Raw genomic sequence first — 26,371 nt, forward strand, 5'->3', positions numbered from 1 at the left:
GCTGCGCAACCGCGCCCACGGCGATCCGCGAGTCAATCCTCGAACGGATCGCGCATCAGGATGGTGTCGTCGCGCTCGGGGCTGGTGCTGACCAGCGCCACCGGGGTCTCGATCAGTTCCTGCACGCGCTGGATGTATTTGATCGCATTGGCAGGCAGTTCGGCATAGCTGCGCGCGCCCGCGGTCGATTCGTGCCAGCCGTCCATCGTCTCGTAGATCGGCTCGACCGCCTCCTGATCGGCGGCATGGCTGGGCAAGTAGTCGTAGACCTTCCCGTGCAGCCGGTAGCCGGTGCAGATCTTCACCTGCTCGAGCCCGTCGAGCACATCGATCTTGGTCAGCGCGATACCGGTCACGCCCGAGATCGAGCAGGTCTGGCGCACCAGCACGGCATCGAACCAGCCGACCCGCCGCTGGCGCCCGGTGACGGTGCCGAATTCATGGCCGCGCTCGCCCAGCCGCTGGCCGATCTCGTCGTCGAGCTCAGTCGGGAACGGGCCCGAGCCGACCCGCGTGGTGTAGGCCTTGACGATGCCGAGCACATAGCCGGTGCTGCCCGGCCCCAGCCCGCTGCCCGCCGCGGCGGTGCCGCTGACGGTGTTGGAGCTGGTGACGAAGGGATAGGTGCCGTGATCGACGTCGAGCAGCACGCCCTGCGCGCCCTCGAACAGGATCCGCGCACCGGCCTTGCGCACCTTCTTGAGCCGTTTCCACACCGGCTGCGCGTATTGCAGCACCGAGGGAGCGATTTCGCGCAGCTCGGCAAGCAGCGCGGCCCGGTCGATCGGCGGCTGGTCGAACCCGGCGCGCAGCGCATCGTGGTGGGCGCACAGGCGGTCGAGTTGCGGCTCGAGATGGTCGAGGTGGGCGAGGTCGCACACGCGGATCGCGCGGCGGCCGACCTTGTCCTCGTAGGCCGGGCCGATCCCGCGCCCGGTGGTGCCGATCTTGCCCGCGCCCGCCGCGGTCTCGCGCAGTCCGTCGAGGTCGCGGTGGAGCGGCAGGATCAGCGCGCAATTGTCGGCAATCGCAAAATTTTCGGGCGTGATCGAGACGCCCTGCCCCTCCAGCTTGGCGATCTCGGCCTTGAGATGCCACGGATCGAGCACCACGCCATTGCCGATGATGCTGAGCGTGCCGGTGACGATGCCGCTGGGCAGCAGGCTGAGCTTGTAGACGGTCTCGCCCACCACCAGCGTGTGGCCGGCGTTGTGCCCGCCCTGGAAACGCACCACGGCATCCGCGCGGCTGGCGAGCCAGTCGACGATCTTGCCCTTGCCTTCATCGCCCCATTGGGCGCCGATCACGGTAACATTGGCCATCTGGCAGAATTCACCCGGTAGAGAACAAACGGTGCGGCAGGTAGGCGCTGGCCCTTGGCAGGGCAAGCGCGTTTCGGGATACTTGGCGGCGCTGCGCCATTGTCAGGGCAAAGGAGACCCCATGACCGATTACCCCACCCTCACGCTCAACGACGACCGCCGGATCCCCCAGCTCGGTTTCGGCACCTACAAGATCGACGACGCCGACGCGCCCGAGACAGTCCGCACCGCGCTCGATGTCGGCTACTGGCTGGTCGATACCGCCGCAATCTACCAGAACGAGAAGGGCGTGGGCGAAGGCGTGGGCGACTGGGCCGACATCTTCCTCCAGACCAAGGTCTGGAACGACAGCCAGGGTTTCGATCGCGCCAAGAAGGCGGCGGACAAATGCCTCGATCGGCTGGGCCGCGATCTTGTCGACATGCTGCTGATCCACTGGCCCTGCCCCGACAAGGGCGAGTTCGTGGATACCTGGAAAGCGTTCATCGAACTGCGCGATGAGGGCAAGGCCAAGTCGATCGGCGTGTCGAACTTCCGCGAACAGGATCTGCGCCGGATCATAGACGAGACCGGCGTGACGCCCGCGGTCAATCAGATCGAGCTGCATCCCAGCTTCCAGCAGCGCGAATTGCGCCAGCTCCACAAGGAACTGGGCATCGTCACGCAGAGCTGGTCGCCGCTCGGCCAAGGCGACGGGCTGGACACCCCCGCGATCAAGGCGATCGCCGAGGAGACCGGCCAGCCCGCCAGCGCGGTGATCCTGCGCTGGCATATCCAACACGGGCTCGCGGTGATCCCCAAGGCGAGCAGCCGGGGCCATATCGAGGCCAATTTCAAGGCGCTGTCGTTCGAACTCTCGGACGAACAGATGGAGCGGATCGACGCGCTCGACAGCGCGGATGGAAGGATGGGCCCCGACCCCAGCGAGTTCTGCTAGAGCGGAACCGCCGCCCCGCCCTCGAGCCGGTGCGTGCAGCCCAGCGCTGCCGCATCGTCATCGTCGCCCACCGCCGCCAGCGTGCGCCAGCCCATGGCGCGCAGCGCGGCGGCAGCGGCGCGGTCGTGACCGAGCGCGAGGAACACTGCCGGGCGTAGCTCCTCGCCGCCGCCACCCAGCGCATCCAGCACCGGTTCCATATAGAGCGAGAAACCGGTCGCGACCTCGTCGCTGCCCTTGATCGAATAGGTCCCGCCGCGCCCCAGCGCGCCGCGCGCGCCATCGGCGTAGAGCGTGAAGCCGAACCAGCTCTGGTATTCGAAACCGTGGCGCTCGCTGGGATCGAGCGTCAGCCGTGCGCGGTCGCCGACCGCCGCCGCGATGCTGCGCAGACCCTTGATCCGGCTGGCGAGCGCGCCCCTGGCGTCGATCGCCGCCAGCCGTTCGACCGCCGCGTCGAAGGGGCCCGCGGCATAGAGCAGTGGCAGATAGGCCTGTCCGCCGGGCACCTGCGCCAGCCCGCCGGCATCCTTGGTGTCGAGCTCGCGGCGCACCGCCTCGACCTGGTCGTCGTCCAGCGGAAACGCCGCTTCGGCAAGCGTGTCGACCAGATCCGGCAGGGTGAAATCGACCGAGACGTTCGCCACGCCCGCGGCCTCGAGCGACTCCAGCGCCAGCAGCACGATCTGCACCGCCGCCTCGACGCTGTCGCTGCCGATCAGTTCGGCGCCGAGCTGCAGCCGCTGCCGCGCCGGATCGAGGTGATCGGACCGGATCGTGGCGACCTCGCCGCCATAGCACAGCCGCAGCGGACGCGGCGCGCCCGCCATCCTTGTGGCGGCGATCCGCCCGACCTGCACCGTCATGTCCGACCGCAGCGCCAGCGTGCGCAGGCTGATCGGATCGGTGAAGCGCACCATCCGGCGGGTGTGAACCCCCTCCATCCGCCCCGCGAGCGACTTTTCGAACTCGATCAGCGGCGGGCGCACCCGGTCGTAGCCATGCCCATCCATCGCCGAAAGAATCGCGCGCATCGCGCGGGTCGCCGCCGCCGCCTCGCGCGGCAGGCGGTCTTCCAGACCCTCGGGAAGCAGGTCGTCGGCAGGCGCAGTATCGGGACTCGTCATAGCTCTCACTCGCTTCGCCCCGAGCCTGCCGGGGACCGTTCATCATTGCGCAGCCGCGCTAGAAGATAAAGCGGTGCTTCGACAAGCTCGGGACGGGCGGTTTGCTTGTGCCGGGCCTCAGAACGCCAGCGGAATGGCCAGCTTGACGCCCTGGAGCGCGCAGGCCTCCGCGATCACCTCGGGCGGGATCGGCGCATCGACGCTGAGCAGCAGCGTCGCTTCCTTGCCCGCCTCGCGGCGGCCGAGATGGAAGGTGCCGATGTTGATTTCATGTTCCCCCAACAAGGTCCCAATTCGACCGATGAACCCCGGAGCGTCCTCGTTGACGATATAGAGCATGTGGCCCTCGAGTGCGGCTTCGATGCCGACGCCGAAGATCTCCACCAGCCGCGGCGAATCGGTGCCGAACAGCGTGCCCGCCACCGAACGATCGCCCTGTTCGGTCGCCACCGTCACGCGCAGCAGCGTCTGGTAGATGCCCTCGCGCTCGTGACGGACATCGCTGACCTCGAGCCCGCGCTCCTTGGCGAGATAGGGCGCGTTGACCATGTTCACGCTTTCCGAATAGCGCCGCATGAAGCCCGCGAGCACCGCGCCGGCGATCGGCTTGCCGTTGAGCCCGGCGGCCGCGCCCTCGCGCTCGATGCTGATCTTGGTCAGATTGCCATGCGCCAGCTGCCCGACGAGGCTGCCCAGCTTCTCGGCGAGCGCCATATAGGGACGCAGCTTGGGCGCTTCCTCGGCGCTGAGGCTGGGCATGTTGAGCGCATTGGTCACCCCGCCATCGACGAGGAAATCGGCCATCTGCTCGGCCACCTGGAGCGCGACATTGACCTGCGCCTCGGTGGTCGAGGCACCCAGATGCGGGGTGCAGATGAAATTGGACTGGCCAAACAGCGGGCTTTCCTTCGCCGGTTCGGTGGCGAAGACGTCGAGCGCCGCGCCCGCGACATGGCCGCTGGCGAGCTTCTCGGCGAGCGCCGCCTCGTCGATCAGCCCGCCGCGCGCGCAGTTGACGATGCGGACACCCGGCTTGGTCTTCGCGAGGTTCTCGGCCGAAAGGATGTTGCGCGTCTCGTCGGTCAGCGGCGTGTGCAGCGTGATGAAATCGGCGCGCGCCAGCAGCGTCTCGAGATCGACCTTCTCGACCCCGATTTCCACCGCGCGGTCGGGGGTGAGGAAGGGATCGTAGGCGACCACCTTCATCCGCAGGCCCAGCGCGCGGCTGGCGACGATCGAGCCGATATTGCCCGCGCCGATCAGCCCGAGCGTCTTGCCGGTGACCTCGACCCCCATGAAGTCGTTCTTGGGCCATTCGCCCGCCTGGGTGCGCGCGTTGGCGGCGGGAATCTGACGGGCAAGCGCCATGATCATCGCGATGGCGTGTTCGGCGGTGGTGATCGAATTGCCGAACGGCGTGTTCATCACCACCACGCCCTTGCCGCTGGCATAGGGGATATCGACATTGTCGACCCCTATCCCTGCGCGGCCGATGACCTTGAGATTGGTGGCGGCGTCGAGGATCTCCTGCGTCACCTTGGTGGCGCTGCGGATCGCGAGCCCGTCGTAATCGTCGATCCGCGCCTTGAGCTCGTCGGGCGTCTCGCCGGTGATCACGTCGACCTCGCAGCCGCGCTCGGCAAAGATCCGCGCGGCGTTGGGGTCCATCTTGTCGGAAATGAGGACTTTGGGCTTGGTCATGGTCTGATATCCCGTGTGAGTCCCCGCGCAGGCGGGGACCTCGTGCAATTACTGACAAAGAAATGGCCTGAGGTCCCCGCCTTCGCGGGGACGCGGCGCTAGGCCTGCAGCCGCGCGTAGGCCCATTCGATCCAGGGCAGGAGGCGCTTGAGATCCTCCTGCTCGACCGTGCCGCCGCACCAGATCCGCAGGCTCGGCGGGGCGTCGCGATAGCCGTTGAAATCATAGCCGACATCGCGCTCCTCGAGCATCTTGGCGATGCGCGAGGGGACCTTGGCCTGCTCCTCCTCGGTGAGGCTTTCGTAGTAATCACCCTGGAAGACGAAGCACACGCCGGTGTTGGTGCGCTGCGCCGGGTCGGGGACCATGTTGCGCAGCCACGGCGTCGCCTCGATCCAGTCGGTGACGATCTTGGCATTGGCATCGGCGCGTTCGAACATCGCCTTGCGCCCGCCGATCGACTTGGCCCATTCGAGCGCGAGAATGTAATCCTCGGTCGCCAGCATGCTGGGGGTGTTGATCGTCGCGCCCTCGAAGATCGCGCGGTTGAGCTTGTCGCCCTTCTTGAGCCGGAACAGCTTGGGCAGCGGCCATTGCGGATCGGTCTGCTCGATCCGCTCGACCGCCTTGGGGCTGAGGATCAGCATCCCGTGCTGCGCCTCCGATCCCATCACCTTCTGCCAGCTGTAGGTGGTGGCATCGAGCTTGGGCCAGTCCATCTCCATCGCGAAGACCGCGCTGGTGGCATCGTTGATCGTCACGCCCTCGCGGCCCGGCGCAAGCCAGTCGGTGTTCGGGATCTTGGCGCCCGAGGTGGTGCCGTTCCAGGTGAAGACGACGTCGTCGCCTTGGGGGATCGAGTCGAGATCGGGGATCTGGCCGTAATCGGCGTCGAGCGTCGTCAGCTTCGGCAACTTCAATTGCTTGACCGCGTCTTGGATCCAGACATTGCCGAAGCTCTCCCAGGCCGCGACGGTCGCCGGGCGATCGGGGTGCAGCATCGTCCACATCGCGCATTCGAGCGCGCCGGTGTCGGAGCCGGGCATGATGCCGACCAGATAGTCCTCGGGAATGCCTAGCAATTCCTTGGACAGGTCGATGGCGTGTTTCAGCCGCGCCTTGCCCACGCTCGACCGGTGCGAGCGCCCCAGCGATTCGGTCTGGAATTTGGAAAAGGCCCAGCCTGGAAACTTGGCGGTGGGTCCCGATGAAAAATAGGGACGCTCCGGCTTGAGGGCCGGTTCGGTAGTGGCAGTCATGTATTCTCTCCTCGCAGAGAGCTCGCGCGGCGTTGGGACCGCGTGGCCCGGAGCCGGACCTAATGTTGCGCCGCAGCAAGTCAACACGAAACGAGATTGCAGCGACAGGGCGGTTGCGAGACGCGGTGAGCGCAGCGGACCGGTTTTCGGCGCAACGTCCTGTCTCGCCAAAGCTTCGCGGCTCGCCTATGGGCGCGCGCAGCATGGATGTTACCGATCTTCGCATCGCCCTGTTCAGCGGCAATTACAATTACACCCGCGACGGGGCGAACCAGGCCCTGAACCGGCTGGTGGGCTATCTGCTCGCGCAGGGCGCGGCGGTGCGCGTCTATGCCCCCACCGTGCCCGAACCCGATTTCGAACCCACCGGCGATCTCGTCGGCCTGCCCAATATCCGCATGCCGGTGAAGGGTCGCGGCGAATACCGCATGGCGACCGGGATCGATGCGGCCGTAAAGGCGGATCTGGCGGCATTCGCGCCCAATATGATGCATATCGCCTCGCCCGATCCGGGCGGCCGCGCGGCGCTCAAATGGGCGCGGCGGCAGGGGATTCCGGTGCTCTCCTCGGTCCACACCCGCTTCGAGACCTATCCGCGCTATTACGGGCTCGGGTTTCTGGAGCCCGTGATCGAGGCCTATCTGCGCCGCTTCTACACCCGCTGCGACGCGCTGGTCGCGCCCTCGGAAAGCCAGATCGCCGAATTGAAGGCGCAGCGGATGCATCACGACATCACGATCTGGTCGCGCGGGGTGGACCGGACGATCTTCGATCCCTCGCGGCGCGACCTCGAATGGCGCCGCGCGGAGGGCATCGCAGATGACGAGGTCGCGATCGCCTTCCTCGGGCGGCTGGTGATGGAGAAGGGACTCGACACTTTCGCCGAAGCGATCGCCGAATTGCGCCGCATAGAAGTGGCGCACCGGGTGCTGGTGATCGGCGACGGACCGGCGCGTGGCTGGTTCGAGGAGGCGCTGCCGGGCGCGAGCTTCGTCGGCTTCCAGACCGGCGGCGATCTGGGCCGGGCGCTGGCGAGCGCGGATGTCTTCTTCAACCCCTCGGTCACCGAGACCTTCGGCAATGTCACGCTCGAAGCCATGGCCAGCGGGCTGCCGGTGGTTGCGGCGGGCGCGACCGGAGCGGCGAGCCTAGTGGTGGACGGAGAGACCGGCGCGCTGGTGCCGCCGGGCGACGCCGCCGCCTTCGCGCGCGCGCTGGCGCCCTATTGCACCGACACCGATCTGCTGCACGCGCATGGCGCCGCCGGCGAACAGCGCGCCCGCGCCTATTCCTGGGATACGATCAACCAGGCGGTGGTCGACACTTATCTGCGCCTGATGGCGCAGCGCGGCTGAGCCAGGTTCAGCGCAATACGCCCTTGTTCTTCATGCTGACCGCATAGATCAGCAGAAAGCTGGCGAGCGCCCAGATCACGAGCGACATGATCATACTCGTCCCGCCGCTCGCCCACTCGGGCTGTTCGCTGGTGAGCTGGTAAAAAGCCGTGCCCGCGAGACCGAGCAGCGACAGCGCAAAGGCCCACACCGCGTAGCGCAGCCGCAACAGCAGCAGGACCGAACCGAGCACGCTGCCCCAGACGCCCATTGCCCAGAACGCATGGACCCAGCCCGGAAATACGTTGAAATAGGCCAGCGCATCCTCGGCGCTCACCCCCATCCCCGCCATCATGGTCTCCAGGTAATCGAGATTGCCCAACTGGGTCTGCAGGTAGTCGTTCGCCCCGAAGGCATTCCACGCCAGCGAGATAAAGCCCACCGCCCACAGATGCCACGGCGTTCTTACCGCAAGTGTCGTCATGATACCCCCCTTGCTCCGAAGCGTCAACTTACTCCGACCCGCTCCGACTGAAAAGCGGCTTGGCAAATCCCCCAAGGGACCCGCAATGATGGATTCTCCCTCGGCATTCCCTACATAGCCGCGATGGCCGATCTCTTCCCCGACACCGTGTCACAAGTGTCGACACCCCCCGCCCGCGCCCAAGCCCGCGAGGATGCCCCGCTCGCCGACCGGCTCCGCCCCGCCGCGCTCGGCGAGGTCATCGGGCAGGACCATCTCACCGGCCCCGAAGGTCCGATCGGCCGGATGGTCGCCGCGGGGCGCCTCTCCTCGATGATCCTCTGGGGCCCGCCCGGCACCGGCAAGACCACCATCGCCCGGCTGCTCGCCGACAGCGTGGGCATGCGCTTCGAGAGCGTCAGCGCGGTCTTCTCCGGGGTCGCCGATCTCAAGAAGGCCTTCGCCGCCGCCGACCGCGCCGCCGAGGCGGGTCAGCGAACGCTGCTGTTCGTGGACGAGATCCACCGCTTCAACCGCGCGCAGCAGGACGGCTTCCTGCCCTTCGTCGAACGCGGCACGGTGACGCTGGTGGGCGCCACCACCGAGAACCCCAGCTTCGCCCTCAACGCCGCGCTGCTCAGCCGCGCGCAGGTGCTCATCCTCCACCGTCTGGGTGCCGACGCACTGGGCCAGCTGCTCGACCGCGCGGTCGCGCTCGAAGGGCCGCTCCCGCTCACCGATCCCGCGCGCGATGCGCTGGTCGCCAGCGCCGATGGCGACGGGCGGTTCCTGCTCAACCAGGCCGAAACGCTCTACCACGCGCAGCTCGAACAGCCGCTCGGCCCCGCCGAGCTCGGCCAGTTCCTCCAGCGCCGGGTGGCGGTCTACGACAAGGACCGCGACGGGCATTACAATCTCATCTCCGCGCTCCACAAGGCGGTGCGCGGCTCCGATCCGCAGGCTGCGCTCTATTACCTCGCGCGAATGCTCACCGCGGGCGAGGAGCCGCGCTTCCTCGCGCGGCGTCTGGTGCGGATGGCAGTCGAGGACATTGGTCTCGCCGACCCGCAGGCGCTGACCCAGTGCATGGCGGCGCGCGACGCCTATGAGTTCCTCGGCAGCCCCGAGGGCGAGCTGGCGCTGGCGCAGGCCTGTCTCTATCTCGCCACCGCGCCCAAATCCAACGCGGTCTACAAGGCGCAGAAGGCCGCGTGGAAGAGCGCCAAGGAAACCGGCAGCCTGATGCCGCCAGCCAACATCCTCAACGCCCCCACCAAGCTGATGAAGGACATCGGCTACGGCGCGGGCTACAGCTACGACCACAATGCCGAGGACGGCTTTTCGGGCGACGATTACTGGCCCGAAGAGATGGAGCCGCAGAGCTATTACGCGCCGGTCGAGCGCGGCTTCGAGCGCGAGATCGCCAGGCGGATGGACTATTGGGACAAGCTGCGGCGCGAGCGCGGGTGAGCCGTTTCTCACATTTTCTCGCCATCGACTGGTCCGGCGCCAAGGGCGAGCGGCACAAGGGCATCGCGCTGGCGCTGGCGGATGCGCGCGGTGGGCCGCCGGTGCTGGTCGAGGCCAGACGGGGGTGGAGCCGCGCCGAAGTGCTCGCCATCCTGCGCGACGATCTGCCGCCGGACACTTTGGTGGGCCTCGATCTTGGTATCGCGCTGCCCAGCGCGGACTGCGGCGCCTATTTTCCGGGTTGGGCGTACACGCCGGCGGATGCACCCGCGCTATGGGCGCTGGTGGACGAGATCGCCGGCGACGAACCGCACCTAACGGCCAACAGCGTGGTCGCGCATCCCGCGATCCGCCCCTTTTTCCGCGATGGCAGCGAGACCGGCGCGCGCTTCGGGTGCGACGACGCCTCGCATGGCCGCGGGCGCTTCCGGGTGACCGAACACGCGCAGGCGGCGATGGGCTGCAAGCCCTATTCCAATTTCAACCTCGTCGGCGCGGCGCAGGTGGGCAAATCCTCGCTCACCGGCATGCGAATGCTGCATCGGCTGCGCGGCCATCTGCCGGTCTGGCCGGTCGATTCGACCAAGGACACCGGCTCGGTGATCGTCGAAATCTACACCTCGCTCGCCGCGCGCGAGGCGGGGCGCAGCGCCGGGCGGGCCAAGATGCGCAGCTACGAGGCCTTGAACGAGGCGCTGGCGGCGCTCGGCTCGCCGCAGGTCGAGGGCAGCGGGCCGATCGACGATCACGCCACCGATGCGCTGCTCGCCGCCGCCTGGCTGCGCCAGGTCGCCGGCGATCCGCACCGCTGGAAACCCGCCGGGCTGACCCGGGAGATCGCGCGCACCGAAGGCTGGACTTTCGGCGCGATCTGATCGAAAGGCGCGTGGTGAGTTCGCCCTGCCGCTCCGCTGCATGTGGGCGACGACGCCGGCTTAGCTCAGTTGGTAGAGCACCTGATTTGTAATCAGGGGGCCAGGGGTTCGAATCCTCTAGCCGGCACCATCATTCCCGCCTTCACAACCCGACTCAGTTCCCCAGCCGCTGCCGGATCGCCTTCGATAGCTCGCGCAGCCGTTCGGCGTTGTAGCCCAGATCCGAGACGCCCACCCGGCTGGCCGAGCGCATGTCGATCCGGCCGTCGCGGATCCGCACGATCACATCGTCGCGAAAACCGTAGGCGAAGGTTTCGGCCACGCCCTCGACCGTCCCCGTGGCGGGGTCGCGGCGGATGTCCTGCAGGCCGATATCGGCCATCGCGGCGACCGCGGCGTCGAGCGCGCGCTGCTGGCTGACCTGCTGCGTGGCGATCGGCTGCAGATCGCCGTAATTCTCGGCGATGACATCGGCATGCGTCTTGATCGCCATGTCCGGATCGACGCGGTCCTGCCACATTTCGAGCTGGCCGAGCGGGGTCGCATAGTCGTTGAGCGGATTGGCGCCCCATTCCTCGCGCATCGCCAGCGTTTGCGCGGAGAACTGCGGCGGGTCGTAGACGTCGGTCGAAACGTCGTGGATCGGCGGGGCGGCTTCGCCCTGCGCGCGCACCGACAGCAGCCCGGCGAACAGCACTGCCGGGATCGCGAGCGCGAGCCCCGCTTTCCACCATACCCCGCGCGGCTTGCGGAAATAGGCCAGCGCCAGCGCCACCACCGCCACCAGGGCGGCGATCGCGAGCAGGATCGGTCCCGCGGTCACGGTCATGAAGCCGAAGCCGGTCTGCCAGCCGATCAACCCGATCTTGGGCGCGAACACCGCGAAGGCGAACCAGGCCAAAACCGCCAGCGAAAGCCAGAGAGCGTATTCGGGCAGTCTGTGCAGGTGGTTTTTCATCAACCCCTCCCTCGATAGGATGCGACGCCCTGATCGGGCAGCCAGAGCGCCTCCGGCGGAGCGGCGCTCTGCCAGAAGACATCGATCGGTATGCCGCCGCGCGGATACCAATAGCCGCCGATCCGCAGCCATCTGGGACGCATCTCGTCGAACAGCCGTTTGCCGATTCCGACCGTCACATCCTCGTGAAAGCCGCAATGGTTGCGGAAACTGCCGAGGAAGAGCTTGAGGCTCTTGGATTCGACGATGGTTTCGCCCGGAGCGTAGTCGATCACGAGATGCGCGAAATCGGGCTGACCGGTGACCGGGCACAGCGAGGTGAATTCGGGGGCGGCGAAGCGCACCAGATAGAGCTCGCCGCGGCGCGGATTGGGGACGTAGTCGAGTTCGGCGGCTTCCGGCGAGGCGGGAAGCGAACTGTCCTGACCGAGGAATTTGGGGTTTGGTGTGGTGCCCATGCCGCGCTCCTGCCGCTTCCGACACTTATGCGCAAGCGATCGCTTGGAAGCCGGGGCTTCACCGCCTATTCAGCGCGGCTTCCCGACACGCTCGGTTCCTCCCTATGCAAGCTTGGCAATGACCCGCTTCCCATCCACAACTTCACTGCTCGCCCTGGCCTTCGCCGCCGGACCCGTGGCCGTGCCCGCCACGGTATCCGCGCAATCGGTGCAGGATTTCCAGCTGCCGCCCAACCCTTCGCCCACCCCGACCCCGACGGTGCAGGGCCCGATCGATGTCGAAAACGGCGTGCCCGCGGTTCCGCGCCCGATCGTGACGCCGGTGCCGACCCCCGCCGCGAGGCCGACGGCAACGCCGACGCCGAGCCCGGTCCGGAGCCCGGTACCCAGCCCGGCCCCCACCCCGCGCCCGCAGGCGACCCCCACGCTCACGTTGCCCGCCAACCGCGAAGCCCCTGCAGCTCCGCCGAGCCTGCCGACCCCCGAAAGCGCCGCGACCGCTTCGCCCGCACCCCCGCCGACCGGGAGCCAGATCCTGCCCGGCGAGGCCGCCTCCCCTTCCTTCGACACCCGGTCCGCCGCCACGGTTCCGGCGCCCGAGACTGCATCCGAGAACGCAACGACCGAGGGTGAAGGCACACCCGCATGGTGGTGGCTCGCAGGTCTGGCCGCGCTTGCAGCCCTGGCGGCTGCGGCGGTCTGGTGGCGGCGCCGCTCGCCCGCGCCGCTGCGGATCGAGCCGCCGGTGGTGCGCAAGGACGGTGGTCTAGCCCTCGCCGCGCCGCGCGCCGCGCTGACGCTGAGACCCGAAGCGATCCGCTTGAGCCGCAGCGTGATGGCGGCGACGCTCACCTATCGCCTCACCGTGCTCAACCGCGGGACCGAGGCGCTGACCGATGTGGTGATCGAGGCCGATCTGGGGTCCGCCAGCGGCGACCGCCCGGTCGAGGAACAGGTCGCCATGGCCACGACCGCGCTCGAGCCGCGCCACACCATGCCCCGGCTCGCCCCCGGCCAGTCCGCTCGGTTCGAAGGCAAGGTGCAATTGCAGCTCAGCCAGGCCGGGATCCTGCGGCAGGGCGCCACACCGCTGCTGGTGCCGTTGCTGCGGCTGCGCACCACCGCCGAGGGGATCGAGCCGCAAGCCCAAACGCTGGCGATCGGCCAGCAGGGCACGAGCGGCAGCAGCCGGCTCCAGCCGTTCCGGCTCGACGAGGGACCGCGCGGCTACGAACCGCTCGCGCAAAGACTGCTCGACTAGCGCGCTCGACTAGGCCGGGCCGGACCGCTAGTCGAAGGCGATGGACTCACTGGTTTCGACGCAATGGCTGGCTGCGCATCTGGGCGAGCCCGATCTCGTCGTGCTCGATGCCAGCAAGCACCTGCCCGATGCAGCCCGCGATGCGCATGCCGAGTTCCTCGCCGCGCATATTCCCGGGGCGCGTTTTCTCGACCTGCCGAGCCTGCACGATCCGGAGGCCCCGGTCGGCAACACGCTGCCCACCCGTGCTCAGTTCGCGAAACGCGCCGCCGCGCTGGGGATAGCGCCGACGAGCCGGATCGTCCTCTACGACGACAGCGCGATCGCCAGCGCGGCGCGCGGCTGGTTCATCTTCCGCCTCTTCGGACTGACCGATGTGGCCGTCCTCGATGGCGGTTTGGCCAAGTGGCGAGCCGAGGGCCGCGCGACCGAAGCCGGAACCGTCGAAACTCCGCCCTCGGATTTCGCCGCCTCCGAGCCCGCCCGGCGGGTCCGCACCAAATCCGACATGCTCGCCAATCTCGAAACCCGCGCCGAGCAGGTCGTCGATGCCCGCGATGCGGCGCGCTTTCTCGGCACCAGCGCCGATACGGTCCACGGGCTCGAGGGCGGCCATATCCCCGGTGCGCGCAACCTCTTCTTCCGCGACCTGTTCGCCCCCGACGGCACCTACAAATCGCCCGGCGAATTGCGCCGCGCCTTCCGCGATGCCGGGCTCGATCTCGAGCACCCGATCACCGCCAGTTGCGGCAGCGGGATGACCGCTTCGGTGTTGCTGTTCGCGCTGCATCTGGCCGGGGTCGAGGACACCGCGCTCTACGACGGCAGCTGGGCGGAATGGGGCGCCGATCCGGCCACCCCCAAGGAAACCGGAGCGCCGACCGCAGCATGAGCAAGACTAACGGCAAGGAACTCTCGCCAGCAACCCGTCTGGTCACCGGCGGCCGCAGCCCCGATCCCAATGTGGTCAACCCGCCCGTCTATCGCGCCAGCACGCATCTCTACGCCGATTGCGCCGCGCTGCGCGCGGGCGTGAAGAGCAATACCGACGGCAGTTTCTTCTACGGTCGCCGCGGATCGCCGACGCAATGGGCGCTGGCCGAGGCGCTCACCGCAATCGAACCGGGGGCGTATGGTACCGTGCTCTACCCCAGCGGTGTCGCTGCCATCGCGGGTGCGCTGCTCGCGGTGGTGAAGCCCGGCGAGGTCCTACTGGTCGCCGACAACGCCTACGACCCCAGCCGCACCATGGCCAAGGGGCTACTCGAGCGGCTCGGCGTCGAAGCGCGATTCTTCGACCCGCTCGATCTCGGCGCCTATCGCGCGGCTTTCTGCGAGCGGACCCGCGCGGTGTGGCTGGAGAACCCCGGCAGCCTGACCATGGAGGTCTGCGATATTCCCGCGCTCGCCGCCGAAGCGCGCGAGCGCGGCGCGGTAAGCCTGATCGACAACACCTGGGCCACCGCGCTGGGCTTCCCGGCGCTGGAGCACGGCTGCGATATTACGGTGCAGGCGTTGACCAAGCATGTCGGAGGGCATTCGGATTTGATGATGGGCGCCGCGAGCGCGGGCGAGCGCTGGTATCGCGCGCTGCGGCGGACCGCGCAGGATCTGGGCCATGTGGTATCCCCCGACGATGCGGCGCTGGCGCTGCGGGGCCTTCGCACCATGAAGCTGCGGCTCGAGCGCACAAGCGCCACCGCGCTCGCTCTGGCCGAATGGCTCTCGGCGCGTCCCGAGGTCGCGCATGTGCTGTGCCCCATGCTGCCGGGCGACCCCGGACACACACTTTGGCAGCGCGACTTCAGCGGCGGCTGCGGTCTCTTCAGCTTCGTGCTCTCGGACCGCGACGACGCGGCACGTTGCCGCCTGATCGACGCGCTCGAACTGTTCGGCATCGGCTACAGTTGGGGCGGGTTCGAGAGCCTCGCCCTGCCCTTCGATGTGGAACCTGTCCGCGCAGCGATGGACTGGCCCCGGCCGGGCTGGCACGAAGGCGATCGATACGCCATCCGGCTGTCGATCGGGCTCGAGGATGCCCAGGACCTCATCGCCGATCTCGCACAGGCCTTCGCCGCCATGGACAGAAGATGACCGTCACGACGATGCCGACTCCTGCCGATGCCTCCGACGCCAACGGCGAAGCCACGTCGCTCGACGAGGTGCCCGTCGATGAGGCCCCGGTCGAACAGGCCTGGAGCCTCGCCGAACCGGCCCCGCTCGCCGACAGCGTCGCAGCTTCGGAAGATATCCGCGAGCGGGTCTCGGCGCAAAGCGAGGTTGCGGGAGATTTCCTCAACACGCTCGATGCGCTGGCAGTCAGCGTCGGCGATTTCCGTCTTTCGCTGTGGGATGTGCTGGTGGTGCTGGCGATCCTTGCCTTCGTCCTCACCCTCGCCTGGCTTACGACCCGATCGCTGAACTGGATCCTGCGCCGGTTCACCGGTTTCGACGACACCCAGCAGCTGCTCGGTCGCAAAATCCTTACCATTGCCGTGTGGGGGATGGCCTTCTTCATCGGCATCGATCTGCTCGGGATCGATCTCACCGCGCTGGCGGTGTTCTCGGGCGCCTTCGGTCTCGCGATCGGTTTCGGCCTGCAGAAGACTTTCGGCAATCTGATCGCCGGCATCATCCTGCTGATGGACAAGTCGATCAAGCCGGGCGACGTGATCGCCGTTGCCGACACCACCGGCAAGGAGACCTTCGGCCAGATCCGCAAGATCGGTGTGCGCGCGGTTTCGGTCACCACCCGCGATCAGCGCGAATATCTCATTCCCAACGAGAACCTGATGATCAATCAGGTCGAGAACTGGTCCTATTCCTCCAAGAACGTACGCATGCAGATCCCGGTCGGGGTCAGCTACGGCGCGGACATGAAGAAGGCCGAGGAGCTGATGCTCGAAGCGGCGAAGGACGCGCCCCGTGTGCTCAAGACCCCGCCGCCCACCGTGTGGATGAGCGAGTATGGAGATTCGTCGGTCAATTTCGTGATCCACACCTGGATTCAGGACCCCGAGGAAGGCGTCGGCAATGTCCGCTCTGCCGTGCTCAAGCGGTTGTGGTGGCTGTTCAAGGAGCACGACATCGAAATTCCCTTCCCGCAGCGCGACATCAATCTCCGAGACAGCGATCAGTTCGAACGGTTGATCGAGGCGCTGGCTCAGCGCCAGGCTGCGGACGCGGACGGCGGCAAAGACTAGCTTCGCGGGCGGCTAGCCCACATTTCAAAAGCTGAACTGTGCCGGCGCGCAAGCATTCTGATTGGCGCCGAAGCGAGCGCGGGGGCATTTTCCCCTCATGCGAAACACAGGCATCATCCATCTCGTGGGCGCCGGACCCGGCGATCCCGACCTGCTGACGCTGCGCGCCGCGCGGCTGATCGCGGCCGCCGACGTGATCGTTCACGACGGGTTGGTCTCCGACGACATTCTCGATTTCGCCCACCGGGATGCGACGCTCATCTCGGTCGCCAAGCGCCGCGCGCATCACAGCATGGCGCAGGAGGATATCAACGCCCTGCTGGTGCGCGAAGCGCGCGCCGGGCGGATGGTGGTGCGGTTGAAGGGCGGCGATCCGCTGGTCTTCGGGCGCGGCGGCGAGGAAGCCGAAGCCGCGCGTGCCGCCGGTGTCGCGGTGGAGATCGTCCCCGGGATAAGCGCCGCCAACGGCGCTGCCGCCGCCGCGCAGATTGCGCTCACGCACCGCGACGCCTCGAGCGCGGTCAGCTTCGTCGCGGGCCAGTGCAAGGGGCTCGCCGAGCAGGACTGGGCCGGGCTCGCGGGCAAGGGCCGGACGCTGGTCATCTACATGGGCGTCAAGACCGCGCCGCAGATCGCCGAGAAGCTGATGGCCGACGGACTCGCCCCCGACATGCCGATCGCCGTGATCGAAAACGCCACCCGCTCCGCGATGCGCGTGCTGCGCGGCCCGCTCGCCGCGCTACCCGATCTGGTCGAGCGCGAGCGCGTGGTCAGCCCGGCGCTGATCGTGATCGGCGAAGTGACCGCGCGCGAGGATGCGACGCTCGCCCAGCTTGCACAGGAAACCGCACAATGAGAATTCTCACCGGCAATGATCTCAAGACCGGAGCGGTCACCTGGTGGACCGGGAGCGACTGGTCGCTCCATGTCGAGGATGCGGTCGACGTCACCGGCAAGGAAGACGAAATCGCCCGCCGCGAAGAATCCGCGCGCCGGGTCAATGTCCCCTATGTCATCGATGCCGAACTCGCCGATGGCAGCCCCCGCCCCGCGCATATCAAGGACCGGGTGCGCGCGCTCGGTCCCACCGTGCGCCCCGACCTGACCCTCAAACCCGCCGATCCCGATATCGGCAAGTGGGTGATCTGATGTACCGCTACGACACATACGACCAGGCGATGGTCGACGCCCGGGTCGAGGAATTCCGCGACCAGTGCCGCCGCCGTCTCGAGGGCAAGCTGACCGAGGACCAGTTCAAGCCGCTGCGGCTGATGAACGGGCTCTATCTCCAGCTCCACGCCTATATGCTGCGCGTCGCGGTGCCCTATGGCACGCTCGGCGGCGACCAGATGCGCGCGCTCGCCGACATCGCGGAGAAATACGACCGCGGCTACGGCCATTTCACCACCCGCCAGAACATCCAGTACAATTGGATCAAGCTGGAGGATGCGGGCGATATCCTCGCCGATCTCGCCAGCGTCGAGATGCACGCCATCCAGACGAGCGGCAATTGCATCCGCAACATCAGCTCGGACCATTTCGCCGGCGCCGCTGCCGATGAAGTGGTCGATCCGCGCCCCTATGCCGAACTGCTGCGGCAATGGTCGAGCTTCCACCCCGAATTCGCCTATCTACCGCGCAAGTTCAAGATCGCGGTGATCGCCTCGAAGACCGACCGCGCGGCGATGAAACTGCACGATATCGGCATCCGGATCGTCGAGCAGGACGGCGAGGTGGGCGCGGCTTTCTACGTGGGTGGCGGCATGGGCCGCACCCCGATGATCGCGCCCTGCATCAACGAGTTCGTGCCGCTCGACCGGCTGATCACCTATGCCGAGGCCTGCCTGCGGGTCTACAACCGCCACGGCCGCCGCGACAACAAGTACAAGGCGCGGATCAAGATCCTCGTCCACGAGCTGGGCGCGGAGGAATACACCCGCCAGGTCGAGGCCGAATACGCGCTGATGCTCGAGCAGGGCGTGGAGCCGCCCTTCGCCGAGCTCGAGCGGATCCGCACTTTCTTTGCCGACCCCGCGTTCCGCGCGGCCGACGCGGCTACGGCTTCCAGCGAGCCTGAAGAAACCGCTTCCGACCCGGCGTTCCGGCGCTGGGTGCAGCGCAACACAAACCCGCACAAGGCACCCGGCTACGTCTCCGCGGTGATCAGCCTCAAGCCCGTCGGCGGGATTCCGGGCGACGCCACCGCCGAGCAGATGCGGCTGATGGCCGACCTCGCCGAGCGCTACGGCTTCGACGAATTGCGGGTGATGCACACCCAGAACATCGTCCTGCCGCATGTCCACGAGGCCGATCTGCCCGCGGTCTGGCGCGCGCTCGACGGCGCCGGGCTCTCGACCCCCAATCTCGACCAGATCGGCGACATCATCGCCTGTCCCGGGCTCGACTATTGCAGCCTCGCCAACGCCCGCTCGATCCCGGTCGCGCAAAAGATTTCCGAACGCTTCGAGGCCAGCGGCAAGGGCGAGGCTTTGGGCGAACTCAAGCTCAAGATCTCGGGCTGCATCAACGCCTGCGGTCATCACCACGCGGGCCATATCGGCATCCTCGGGGTCGATCGCAAAGGCGTCGAGAACTACCAGCTCTCGCTCGGCGGGAGCGAGGCGGAAGACACCGCGCTCGCCAAGATCACCGGCCCCGGTTTCTCGGAGGACGGCATCGTCGATGCGGTCGAGACCGCCGCCGATGTCTACTTACGCGAACGCACCGAGGGCGAGCGCTTCCTCGACACCTATCGCCGTATCGGCATGACCCCGTTCAAGGAGGCACTCTATGGCTGATCCGGTAACCAACACTGATGGCCTTCAGGGCGATGGGCAGGGTCACAACAGCGGCCTGCTGCGCTACCGCAGCGACGACATCGCCGACCATGCGGCGGTGACGGTCGATGCCTTCGTCGAACAGGACGATGCGCTCGCGGTCCGGATCGAACCGGGCGACGAGGCGCGCGAACTGATCCCGCATCTGGACCGGGTGAAGCTGGTCGAGGTCAATTTCCCCGCCTTCGGCGACGGGCGCGGCTATTCCTCCGCACGGATCCTGCGCGAGGCCGGCTACGAGGGCGAATTGCGCGCCGTGGGCGATGTGCTGGTCGACCAGCTCGCCTATATGCGCCGCTGCGGCTTCGATTCCTTCGATCCCGACGCGCCGCTTGATGCGGGCGATGTGGAGGCGGCGCTGGCGCGCTGGCCCGAGGTCTACCAGTCCGCCGCCGACGACCGGACCCCGATCTGGAGCAAGCGGCACGCATGAACGAGCTGCGCGCCATCGACCGGCTCGACACGCGGCCGCGCTTCTCGGAGCACGACGCGATCCGTCTCAACCGCATGTTCCGCGGCAGCGACACGCAGGAGATGCTGCGCGCGGTGATGGCGGACGATCTGGTCGGTGACATAGCGACGGTCTCCAGCTTCGGCGCGGAAAGCGCGGTTCTGCTGCATCTGCTGTCGCAGATCGATCCGGGCATCCCGGTGCTGTTCCTCGAGACCGGCAAGCATTTCCCCGAAACGCTCGCCTATCGCGATGCGCTGGTCGAGCGACTCGGGCTGACCAATCTGATCAATCTCTACCCCGAACTGGACGAACTGGGGACCAAAGACGCGAACGGGCTGCGCTGGTCGTTCGATCCCGATGGCTGCTGCGAGATCCGCAAGGTGCGCCCGCTGGCCAAGGCGCTGCTCGGTTACGACGCCACCTTCACCGGGCGCAAGGCGTTCCAGTCATCGACCCGCGCGCAATTGCCGCGCTTCGAGATCGACACCTCCGACGTTCAGGGGCGGCTCAAGATCAACCCGCTGATCGACTGGGATGCCGAGCGTATCACCGCCTGGTTCGAAGAACACGATCTGCCGCGCCATCCGCTGGTGGAACGCGGCTATCCGTCGATCGGCTGCTCGCCCTGCACCCGCCCGGTCGCCGAAGGAGACGATCCGCGCGCGGGCCGCTGGGCCGGCTGGGACAAGACCGAATGCGGCATCCACAAGCCGGGCGAAGAACCCTTCCTCTGATCGGTTTGGCTTGAGTTCAGGCAATGCGGCGTTAGCCTGCCGAAATGTTCATTGCCCTCTTGCTGGCGGCTGCACAGCCTGCCGAACCGGCTCCGCCTGCGCCCGATTGTGCCTACGACGTAGAGGCGATGCTGGCGCTCGATCGGAACGCCTTCGATCAGGACCTGGACGGCGGATGGCGGGTGCTCGCCGAAAGGGACGGGTGCGAAACGGCTGCGGCCGAGCTGATCCGCGAATGGCGACACCGGAAACGCAATCACAACTCGATCCTCTATTGGCACGAAGGGCAGATGCGCGCGACCGCCGGGCAGACCGAAGCGGCCATCGCCCTGTTCGAATTGACCTATAAGGCGCCGGAAGCCGACAACGATTTCGGATGGAACCACTATGTTTCCGGCACGATCGCGTTCCTGACGCGGGACCGCGAGGGGTTGCGGCGCTCCATCGAGCAGTTGGAAACGATCCCCGAGCCGGAAGTGAACAGTTTCACCCGGCCCGACGGGATCACCGTCAAAATGATTTGGCCGCCCAATCTCAACGTTCTCTTGGGATTCGAGCGCTGCTGGAACAGGCCTTACCGCGAGGCATACGGCGCTCAATGCGCCGTTCCGCTGGTGCAATAGTGCCTAGAGCCAGCCGGCGTCGCGGTACCATTGCGCGGTGCTGGCGAAGCCCTCGGCCCCCGCGATGCGCGGTCGCCAGAGCTCGGACGGGACTGCGTGTGTCAGCCGGCAAATCCAGTCGGGATGCGTCATATAGCCGACCCGGTCTTCGGTTAGCTTGGCTCCGTCTCCGCGTAGCAGGCGATCGCCCCGCGCCGCCAGTTTGAGCAGCGGCTTGGGCAGATGCGGCGTCCACACCCGGCGCCCGACCGCCGCGCCGATCATCCGCGCCATCTCGTCGTGCTCATAGCCCCCGCCGCGGCCGTCGTCGGGTTCGAAACAGGCGCTGCTCACGCTGGCACCTCCGGGCACCAGCGCCAACAGGCATTCGGCGAGATCGTCGACGTGGATCAGCGAGGTCCTGCCGCGAGGAGGCAGCGGTACCACGCCGAGCTTGGCCGAGCGGAACAGTTCGAACATGTCGCGGTCGCGCGGGCCATAGACCGCTGGCGGACGCACGATGCTCCAGTCGAGTCCGCTGGCGGTCACGAGCTCCTCCGCGCGCGCCTTCGAGGCGCCATAGGCCGAAAGGGAAGGTTCGCGCGCCGAGAGCGAGGAGACGAAGACGAACCGCCCCGCCCCCGCCTCGCGCGCGGCATCGAGCAGCGCCAGGGTGCCCGCGACATTGGCTTGTTCGAACTGCCCCGGATCGGGAGTGTTGGTGAGGCCCGCGACATGGATCACCGCGCTTGCACCCTGGACCAGCTCGGTCAGTGCACCGCGATCGGAAAGCCCGCCTGCGACCCACGCGACGCCTTCGCGCTTGTCCTGCGGCCTCCGGGTCAGCGCGCGCAGTGGCATTCCCGCCCGCGCCGCGGCATCGAGCAGCGCCTGTCCGACGAAGCCCGTCGCGCCGGTGACCGCGATCGTCATGCCCGCACCATGTGGTCGCGGTGGACCACCGCCGCGCGCGGCGCATAGCCCAGCCGCTCCGCTTGCTCGGCCTCGCGCAGCCCCAGGATCGCGCGGCATTCGTGGCTGGAATATTCGACCAGCCCTTGTCCCAGTCGCTCGCCCCTGGGCCCATGGATCGCCACCAGATCGCCGCGGACAAACTCGCCCGCGACATCGGCCAGTCCGGCCGCGAGCAGGCTCGCTCCCTGGCCCAGCGCCGCGACGCAGCCCTCGTCGACGCTGAGCACCCCGGCAATTGCCAGACGCCCGCCAAGCCAGGCCTTGCGCGCACCCTCGTCGCGCTGCGGCAGGAACAGCGTTCCGCGACCCGCCTCCAGCGCCTTGCCGAGCGGCGCGTGGTGCGTCCCGTTGACGATCGCCAGCGCGATGCCTGCGCGTTCGGCGATCCGCGCCGCCTCGATCTTGGCGAGCATGCCACCGCGCCCGAGACCCGAGCCCGAAACCTCGGATGCCATGGCGACGATTTCGGGAGTCACGCCATCGACCCGCTCGATCAGCGCGGCACCGGATTCGCCCGGATGGCGGTCGTAGAGCCCGTCGACGTCGGACAGCAGCACCACCGCGTCGGCGCCCGCGGCCTGCGCCACTCGCGCCGCCAGCCGGTCGTTGTCGCCGAAACGGATTTCCTCGGTGGCGACGCTATCGTTCTCGTTGATCACCGGGACCGCGCCTGCCTCGATCAACCGCGCCAGCGTCGCCGAGGCGTTGAGATAGCGGCGGCGGTCTTCCAGATCGCCCAGCGTCACCAGCAATTGCGCGGCGATGATGCCATGCCGGTCGAGCGCTTCGGACCACAACCGGGCGAGTTCGACCTGCCCCACCGCGGCTGCCGCCTGCGCATCGGCAAGGCTGCCGCGCCCTCCCTTCGCCAACCGGAGCCGCGCCGCACCCAGCGCGATCGCGCCCGAGCTGACGACGAGGATCTCGGTGTGTTCGCGCAGCTTCGCCAGTTCGCCAACCAGCGAACCCAGCCATTCGGCGCGCGGTCTGCCGTTCTCGATCAGCAGCGCCGAGCCGATCTTGACGACCAGCCGCCGCGCGCGGCGCAGGTCCGAAAGGTGGGCGATTTCCATCGGTGCTGGACTAGAGCAAAACCGTCAGATCGGCGACCAGACGATCTGATCCGCCGCTTCGGTATCCTCGACTTCGGCAGCCTTGGTCTCGGTCGAGGTCCGGTCGGGCAGATAGGTGAGCACCGCGTCGAGCAGCGCTTCCATGCCAGCGCCGGTCGCGCCCGAGATGCTGAACACCCGTTCGGCGCCCGCTTCGCGCAGCTCGGCGGCGAAGCCATCGGCGAGTTCGTCGTCGGCAAGATCGATCTTGTTGAGCGCGATCAGCTGCGGCTTGTCGGCGAGCCCGGCGCCATAGGCCTCTAGCTCGGCCTGGACGGTCTGCATCGCCGCGGCGGGATCGTCGCCCGAGATATCGACCAGATGGATCAGCACCCGGCAACGCTCGATATGCCCCAGAAAGCGATCCCCGATACCCGCGCCATCCGCCGCACCCTCGATCAGACCGGGTATATCGGCGACCACGAATTCGCGCGCGCGGTGGCGCACGACGCCCAGCTTGGGCACCAGCGTAGTGAAGGCGTAATGCCCGACCTTGGCCTTGGCGTTGGAGACCTGGTTGATGAAGGTCGATTTGCCCGCATTGGGCAGGCCCAGCATGCCGACGTCGGCGAGCAGCTTGAGCCGCAGCCAGACCCACAACTCCTGACCGGGAATGCCGGGCTGGTGCTGGCGCGGCGCGCGGTTGGTCGAGGTCTTGTAGCTGGCGTTGCCGCGGCCGCCGATCCCGCCTTCGAGGAAGACGATCCGCTGGCCGACCTCGGTAAAATCGGCGAGCACCTCCTCCTTGTCCTCGGACAGGATCTGCGTGCCGACCGGGACCGGGATCACCAGATCGTCGGCGCCCGCGCCGGTGCGATCCTTGCCCATTCCATGCGTGCCGCGCGCGGCTTTGAAATGCTGCGAATAACGAAAGTCGATCAGCGTGTTGAGGCCTTGGACCGCCTCGAAGATGATATCGCCGCCCTTGCCGCCATTGCCGCCGTCGGGGCCGCCGTATTCGACGTATTTCTCACGCCGGAAGCTGACGCCGCCGGGGCCGCCGCCGCCGGATTTGAGATAGATTTTGGCCTGGTCGAGAAAATGCATCGTCGTTTGCCTCTGTGGCAGAGCTAGAACGGACCTTGAGGGTCGGCAAGGGCGCGCCAACGCCGGCAAACCGAAGACAATGCAGGCGTCGCAGCGTGTGCGGGACGAAAACGACTGTGTTTCCGGATGAAATCAAGGACCTGGTGGAGCCGAGCGGGATCGAACCGCTGACCTCGTCATTGCGAACGACGCGCTCTCCCAACTGAGCTACGGCCCCGTTCCAGGTCGATCCTCCCGCATCCGGACGATGGTCCGGAAGGGAGCGAGCGCGCGCCTTAGCGGAATGCGCGCGCGCGTGCAAAGCCTTAAACCGGAAGCACTACTCGCTGCCCGTGGTCTCGCCATCCTGCGCCGGGCCATAATCGGATCCCGGCGACTGCAAGGTCTCTTCGGGAAGGATGATCGGACCCTGCGTCGGCAGCGGCGCGGGCGCCGGAACGGCATCGGACGCGGGAACCGCGGTGGTCTCGATTTCGGTCGGCTCCTCGGCGGCAGCTCCCGGCACGAAGATTACTCCTTGGCCCTGGGGCGGAGTGTCTTCTCCCAGTGACTGGCCCATCGATGTCGCGCCGGCCGTAGCGGTATCGGCATTGCCGTAGAAGGTCGTCCGTACTTCGGGTGCGGGCGGACCGTAGCGGGCATCCCATGCCGCCAGATCGGTGCGATATTGCTCATAGGCGCGGAAGAAGGTTTCGAACTCGCGCTCGATACGCGGCAGCGCCTGTGCGGCGAAGACATCGAGATCGGTCACATCCGGCGACAGTGCCTCGGCGCTGATCACCAGCGCGGTGTCGCAGAACCGATCCTGCGCCGGCGGCAGCGCGAAGTAATTATAGACCCGCGTCATGTAGGAATCCTGCACATCGCGAAATGCCGGGCCATATTCGGCGCGAAACTCACTGGCGAGGGCGCGGTTGGTCGCCGACAGCTTGCTGGCATAGCGATCGAGGAACGACGTGTAATTCGCCAGCAGCCCGCCATGCTCCGTGGTCATGCAATTGAGCGCCGCCACGTTGAGCGCCGAACGCAGGTTCCAGGTGACCTGCGCAGCCGACAGACCAGTGTTAACCGTCTGGCGGACGCCATCGACGCCGACCATCGGAATGGTCATTACCGGAGTGGCACCGCCGGGCGGCAACGGCCGCGGCGGGATCACTTCGACCGGCGGCGGCGGCGGCGGAGGCGGCGGAGGAGGCGGAGGGGGAGGCGTGGCGCAGGCGGCGAGAGTGGCCAGTGCGGCGGCCACGGCGGCCAGTCGAATGTGAACTATACGTGCGCGGCGCATGGGCTGCGACCCTCCCTGATGCAATTCGGGCATGCTTAATACTCTCGGTGCCTGCAATCTACGATCACTCGGATTGATACAGGCTTAAGCGGCGGGTCTTAACCGTCCCCGCCAGATATGAAAATGCCCGGGCCGCGAATTGCGCCCCGGGCACGATCAGTTGAGTCCATCCTGCGACGGAGCGAGCGGGCTTACTCGCGGTTGACGCCCATGAAGCGCAGCAGGAACAGGAACATGTTGATGAAGTCGAGGTACAGGCTCAGCGCGCCCAGGATGATCGCCTTGCCGGCAAACTCGGTCCCGCGCAGATGCTGGTACTCGCGCTTCAGCCGCTGCGTGTCATAGGCAGTCAGGCCAGCGAAGATCAGCACGCCGAGGAAGCTTATTGCCAGCTCGAGCATGCTCGACTGCATGAAGATATTGATCACCGACGCGATGATCAGACCGATGACGCCCATGATCAGGAAGGTGCCGAAGCCAGACAGATCCTTCTTGGTGGTGTAGCCGAACAGGCTCAGACCAGCGAAGGCGCCGGCGGTGGCAAAGAAGGTCGCCGCGATGCTCTCGCCGGTGTAGACCAGCAGGAGCGAACTGAGCGACAGGCCCATCGTGATCGCGAAGCCCCAGAACATCGCCTGGAGCGTCCCGCGCGAGAACTTGTTCGCGCCGAAGCTCATCGCGAGGACGAAGCCGAGCGGTGCCAAAGCGACCACCCAGAACAGCAGGCCGCCCTGCGCCAGCGTGTAGGCAAAGCCCGAACGCGCGGTCAGCATCGCGACGATGCCGGTGAGTAGCACGCCCGACGCCATGTAATTGTAAATCGAGAGCATATGCGAGCGCAGGCCCGCGTCGAAGGTTTCGCGCCGGGCAACGGCGTCGCCAGCGCGCGGGACCGAGCTGAAGCCCGTCCGTCGCTGCTCAGTGTCGTTCCAATCGGCCATTTCAATCCAACTCCTC

At 67.3% G+C, this 26,371-nt stretch carries 26 protein-coding genes and 2 tRNA genes; 15 read left to right on the forward strand and 13 right to left on the reverse strand.

Annotated elements, in window-relative coordinates; translation table 11 throughout:
• Positions 1–32: 32 nt before the first annotated feature.
• The gene (locus tag ACQ5J0_RS00870; protein ID WP_462568645.1) at positions 33–1,322 is read right to left on the reverse strand and encodes an adenylosuccinate synthase; all 1,290 of its coding nucleotides are present in this window, start codon (positions 1,320–1,322) and stop codon (positions 33–35) included.
• Positions 1,323–1,443: 121 nt separating this feature from the next.
• Here ACQ5J0_RS00870 and ACQ5J0_RS00875 point away from each other — a divergent pair, with 121 nt between their 5' ends.
• Positions 1,444–2,259 carry an aldo/keto reductase gene (locus tag ACQ5J0_RS00875; protein WP_462568646.1) on the forward strand — a complete coding sequence of 272 codons (816 nt, stop codon included), beginning with the start codon at positions 1,444–1,446 and terminating at the stop codon, positions 2,257–2,259.
• Here the strand turns inward: ACQ5J0_RS00875 and ACQ5J0_RS00880 are convergent.
• From ACQ5J0_RS00880 to ACQ5J0_RS00890, 3 genes are all read right to left on the reverse strand, one after another.
• Complete coding sequence (locus tag ACQ5J0_RS00880) at positions 2,256–3,386, reverse strand: ATP phosphoribosyltransferase regulatory subunit (RefSeq protein WP_462568647.1); 1,131 nt, start codon at positions 3,384–3,386, stop codon at positions 2,256–2,258. The two genes, ACQ5J0_RS00875 and ACQ5J0_RS00880, sit on opposite strands and share 4 nt — an antisense overlap.
• Positions 3,387–3,503: 117 nt before the next feature.
• Positions 3,504–5,087 carry a phosphoglycerate dehydrogenase gene (gene serA / locus ACQ5J0_RS00885; protein ID WP_462568648.1) on the reverse strand — a complete coding sequence of 528 codons (1,584 nt, stop codon included), beginning with the start codon at positions 5,085–5,087 and terminating at the stop codon, positions 3,504–3,506.
• 98 nt (positions 5,088–5,185) lie between these two features.
• The gene (locus tag ACQ5J0_RS00890) at positions 5,186–6,346 is read right to left on the reverse strand and encodes a phosphoserine transaminase (RefSeq protein WP_462568649.1); all 1,161 of its coding nucleotides are present in this window, start codon (positions 6,344–6,346) and stop codon (positions 5,186–5,188) included.
• Between the two features lie 203 nt (positions 6,347–6,549).
• On the opposite strand from ACQ5J0_RS00890, the gene ACQ5J0_RS00895 reads away from it, so the two are divergent.
• Complete coding sequence (locus tag ACQ5J0_RS00895) at positions 6,550–7,701, forward strand: glycosyltransferase family 4 protein (protein ID WP_462568650.1); 1,152 nt, start codon at positions 6,550–6,552, stop codon at positions 7,699–7,701.
• A gap of 7 nt (positions 7,702–7,708) precedes the next feature.
• On the opposite strand, the gene ACQ5J0_RS00900 is transcribed toward ACQ5J0_RS00895, so the two are convergent.
• Positions 7,709–8,164 carry a hypothetical protein gene (locus tag ACQ5J0_RS00900; protein ID WP_462568651.1) on the reverse strand — a complete coding sequence of 152 codons (456 nt, stop codon included), beginning with the start codon at positions 8,162–8,164 and terminating at the stop codon, positions 7,709–7,711.
• Positions 8,165–8,287: 123 nt separating this feature from the next.
• On the opposite strand from ACQ5J0_RS00900, the gene ACQ5J0_RS00905 reads away from it, so the two are divergent.
• The 3 genes from ACQ5J0_RS00905 to ACQ5J0_RS00915 all read left to right on the forward strand — a co-directional run bounded on the left by ACQ5J0_RS00905 (position 8,288) and on the right by ACQ5J0_RS00915 (position 10,618).
• Positions 8,288–9,613: a replication-associated recombination protein A gene (locus ACQ5J0_RS00905; protein WP_462568652.1), complete on the forward strand. Its 1,326-nt coding sequence runs from the start codon at positions 8,288–8,290 to the stop codon at positions 9,611–9,613.
• A complete protein-coding gene (locus ACQ5J0_RS00910; protein WP_462568653.1) occupies positions 9,610–10,488 on the forward strand; it encodes a hypothetical protein in 879 nt (292 codons plus the stop codon). Before ACQ5J0_RS00905 ends, ACQ5J0_RS00910 begins: the two co-directional genes overlap by 4 nt.
• A 54-nt stretch (positions 10,489–10,542) precedes the next feature.
• Positions 10,543–10,618 (forward strand) — tRNA-Thr (locus ACQ5J0_RS00915).
• A gap of 24 nt (positions 10,619–10,642) precedes the next feature.
• On the opposite strand, the gene ACQ5J0_RS00920 is transcribed toward ACQ5J0_RS00915, so the two are convergent.
• Together ACQ5J0_RS00920 and queF are read right to left on the reverse strand one after the other, a co-directional pair.
• A complete protein-coding gene (locus tag ACQ5J0_RS00920; protein ID WP_462568654.1) occupies positions 10,643–11,446 on the reverse strand; it encodes a DUF1499 domain-containing protein in 804 nt (267 codons plus the stop codon).
• The gene (gene queF, locus ACQ5J0_RS00925; protein WP_462568655.1) at positions 11,446–11,904 is read right to left on the reverse strand and encodes a preQ(1) synthase; all 459 of its coding nucleotides are present in this window, start codon (positions 11,902–11,904) and stop codon (positions 11,446–11,448) included. The genes ACQ5J0_RS00920 and queF overlap by 1 nt, the downstream gene beginning before the upstream one ends.
• Before the next feature lie 118 nt (positions 11,905–12,022).
• Between queF and ACQ5J0_RS00930 the strand changes: the two genes are divergently transcribed.
• From ACQ5J0_RS00930 to ACQ5J0_RS00975, 10 genes are all read left to right on the forward strand, one after another.
• Positions 12,023–13,165 (forward strand): hypothetical protein, encoded by a 1,143-nt coding sequence (locus ACQ5J0_RS00930; RefSeq protein WP_462568656.1) that lies wholly within the window; start codon positions 12,023–12,025, stop codon positions 13,163–13,165.
• Positions 13,166–13,205: 40 nt separating this feature from the next.
• Positions 13,206–14,057 carry a sulfurtransferase gene (locus tag ACQ5J0_RS00935; RefSeq protein ID WP_462568657.1) on the forward strand — a complete coding sequence of 284 codons (852 nt, stop codon included), beginning with the start codon at positions 13,206–13,208 and terminating at the stop codon, positions 14,055–14,057.
• On the forward strand, positions 14,054–15,259 hold the full coding sequence (metC, locus tag ACQ5J0_RS00940; protein ID WP_462568658.1) for a cystathionine beta-lyase: 1,206 nt from the start codon (positions 14,054–14,056) through the stop codon (positions 15,257–15,259). Before ACQ5J0_RS00935 ends, metC begins: the two co-directional genes overlap by 4 nt.
• On the forward strand, positions 15,256–16,368 hold the full coding sequence (locus tag ACQ5J0_RS00945) for a mechanosensitive ion channel family protein (RefSeq protein WP_462568659.1): 1,113 nt from the start codon (positions 15,256–15,258) through the stop codon (positions 16,366–16,368). Before metC ends, ACQ5J0_RS00945 begins: the two co-directional genes overlap by 4 nt.
• A gap of 97 nt (positions 16,369–16,465) precedes the next feature.
• Entirely contained in the window at positions 16,466–17,224 is a 759-nt protein-coding gene (cobA, locus tag ACQ5J0_RS00950; RefSeq protein WP_462568660.1) for a uroporphyrinogen-III C-methyltransferase, read from the forward strand.
• Positions 17,221–17,517 (forward strand): DUF2849 domain-containing protein, encoded by a 297-nt coding sequence (locus tag ACQ5J0_RS00955; protein ID WP_462568661.1) that lies wholly within the window; start codon positions 17,221–17,223, stop codon positions 17,515–17,517. The genes cobA and ACQ5J0_RS00955 overlap by 4 nt, the downstream gene beginning before the upstream one ends.
• The gene (locus ACQ5J0_RS00960; RefSeq protein WP_462568662.1) at positions 17,517–19,166 is read left to right on the forward strand and encodes a nitrite/sulfite reductase; all 1,650 of its coding nucleotides are present in this window, start codon (positions 17,517–17,519) and stop codon (positions 19,164–19,166) included. Before ACQ5J0_RS00955 ends, ACQ5J0_RS00960 begins: the two co-directional genes overlap by 1 nt.
• Complete coding sequence (locus ACQ5J0_RS00965; RefSeq protein ID WP_462568663.1) at positions 19,159–19,638, forward strand: DUF934 domain-containing protein; 480 nt, start codon at positions 19,159–19,161, stop codon at positions 19,636–19,638. Before ACQ5J0_RS00960 ends, ACQ5J0_RS00965 begins: the two co-directional genes overlap by 8 nt.
• Entirely contained in the window at positions 19,635–20,393 is a 759-nt protein-coding gene (locus ACQ5J0_RS00970; protein WP_462568664.1) for a phosphoadenylyl-sulfate reductase, read from the forward strand. Before ACQ5J0_RS00965 ends, ACQ5J0_RS00970 begins: the two co-directional genes overlap by 4 nt.
• A gap of 44 nt (positions 20,394–20,437) precedes the next feature.
• On the forward strand, positions 20,438–21,016 hold the full coding sequence (locus tag ACQ5J0_RS00975; RefSeq protein ID WP_462568665.1) for a hypothetical protein: 579 nt from the start codon (positions 20,438–20,440) through the stop codon (positions 21,014–21,016).
• A 3-nt stretch (positions 21,017–21,019) separates the two neighbouring features.
• Here the strand turns inward: ACQ5J0_RS00975 and ACQ5J0_RS00980 are convergent, their stop codons facing one another.
• The 6 genes from ACQ5J0_RS00980 to ACQ5J0_RS01005 form a co-directional block, all read right to left on the reverse strand.
• Positions 21,020–21,928 (reverse strand): NAD-dependent epimerase/dehydratase family protein, encoded by a 909-nt coding sequence (locus ACQ5J0_RS00980; RefSeq protein ID WP_462568666.1) that lies wholly within the window; start codon positions 21,926–21,928, stop codon positions 21,020–21,022.
• Positions 21,925–23,043 carry a glutamate 5-kinase gene (gene proB, locus ACQ5J0_RS00985; RefSeq protein WP_462568667.1) on the reverse strand — a complete coding sequence of 373 codons (1,119 nt, stop codon included), beginning with the start codon at positions 23,041–23,043 and terminating at the stop codon, positions 21,925–21,927. Before proB ends, ACQ5J0_RS00980 begins: the two co-directional genes overlap by 4 nt.
• Before the next feature lie 24 nt (positions 23,044–23,067).
• The gene (gene obgE, locus ACQ5J0_RS00990; RefSeq protein ID WP_462568668.1) at positions 23,068–24,129 is read right to left on the reverse strand and encodes a GTPase ObgE; all 1,062 of its coding nucleotides are present in this window, start codon (positions 24,127–24,129) and stop codon (positions 23,068–23,070) included.
• 141 nt (positions 24,130–24,270) lie between these two features.
• Positions 24,271–24,346, reverse strand: a tRNA-Ala gene (locus tag ACQ5J0_RS00995).
• 102 nt (positions 24,347–24,448) lie between these two features.
• The gene (locus ACQ5J0_RS01000) at positions 24,449–25,414 is read right to left on the reverse strand and encodes a hypothetical protein (protein ID WP_462568669.1); all 966 of its coding nucleotides are present in this window, start codon (positions 25,412–25,414) and stop codon (positions 24,449–24,451) included.
• A 191-nt stretch (positions 25,415–25,605) separates the two neighbouring features.
• Positions 25,606–26,355 (reverse strand): Bax inhibitor-1/YccA family protein, encoded by a 750-nt coding sequence (locus tag ACQ5J0_RS01005; RefSeq protein WP_462568670.1) that lies wholly within the window; start codon positions 26,353–26,355, stop codon positions 25,606–25,608.
• Between the last annotated feature and the right edge of the window lie 16 nt (positions 26,356–26,371).

Source organism: Qipengyuania sp. SM2512 (genome assembly GCF_054954005.1).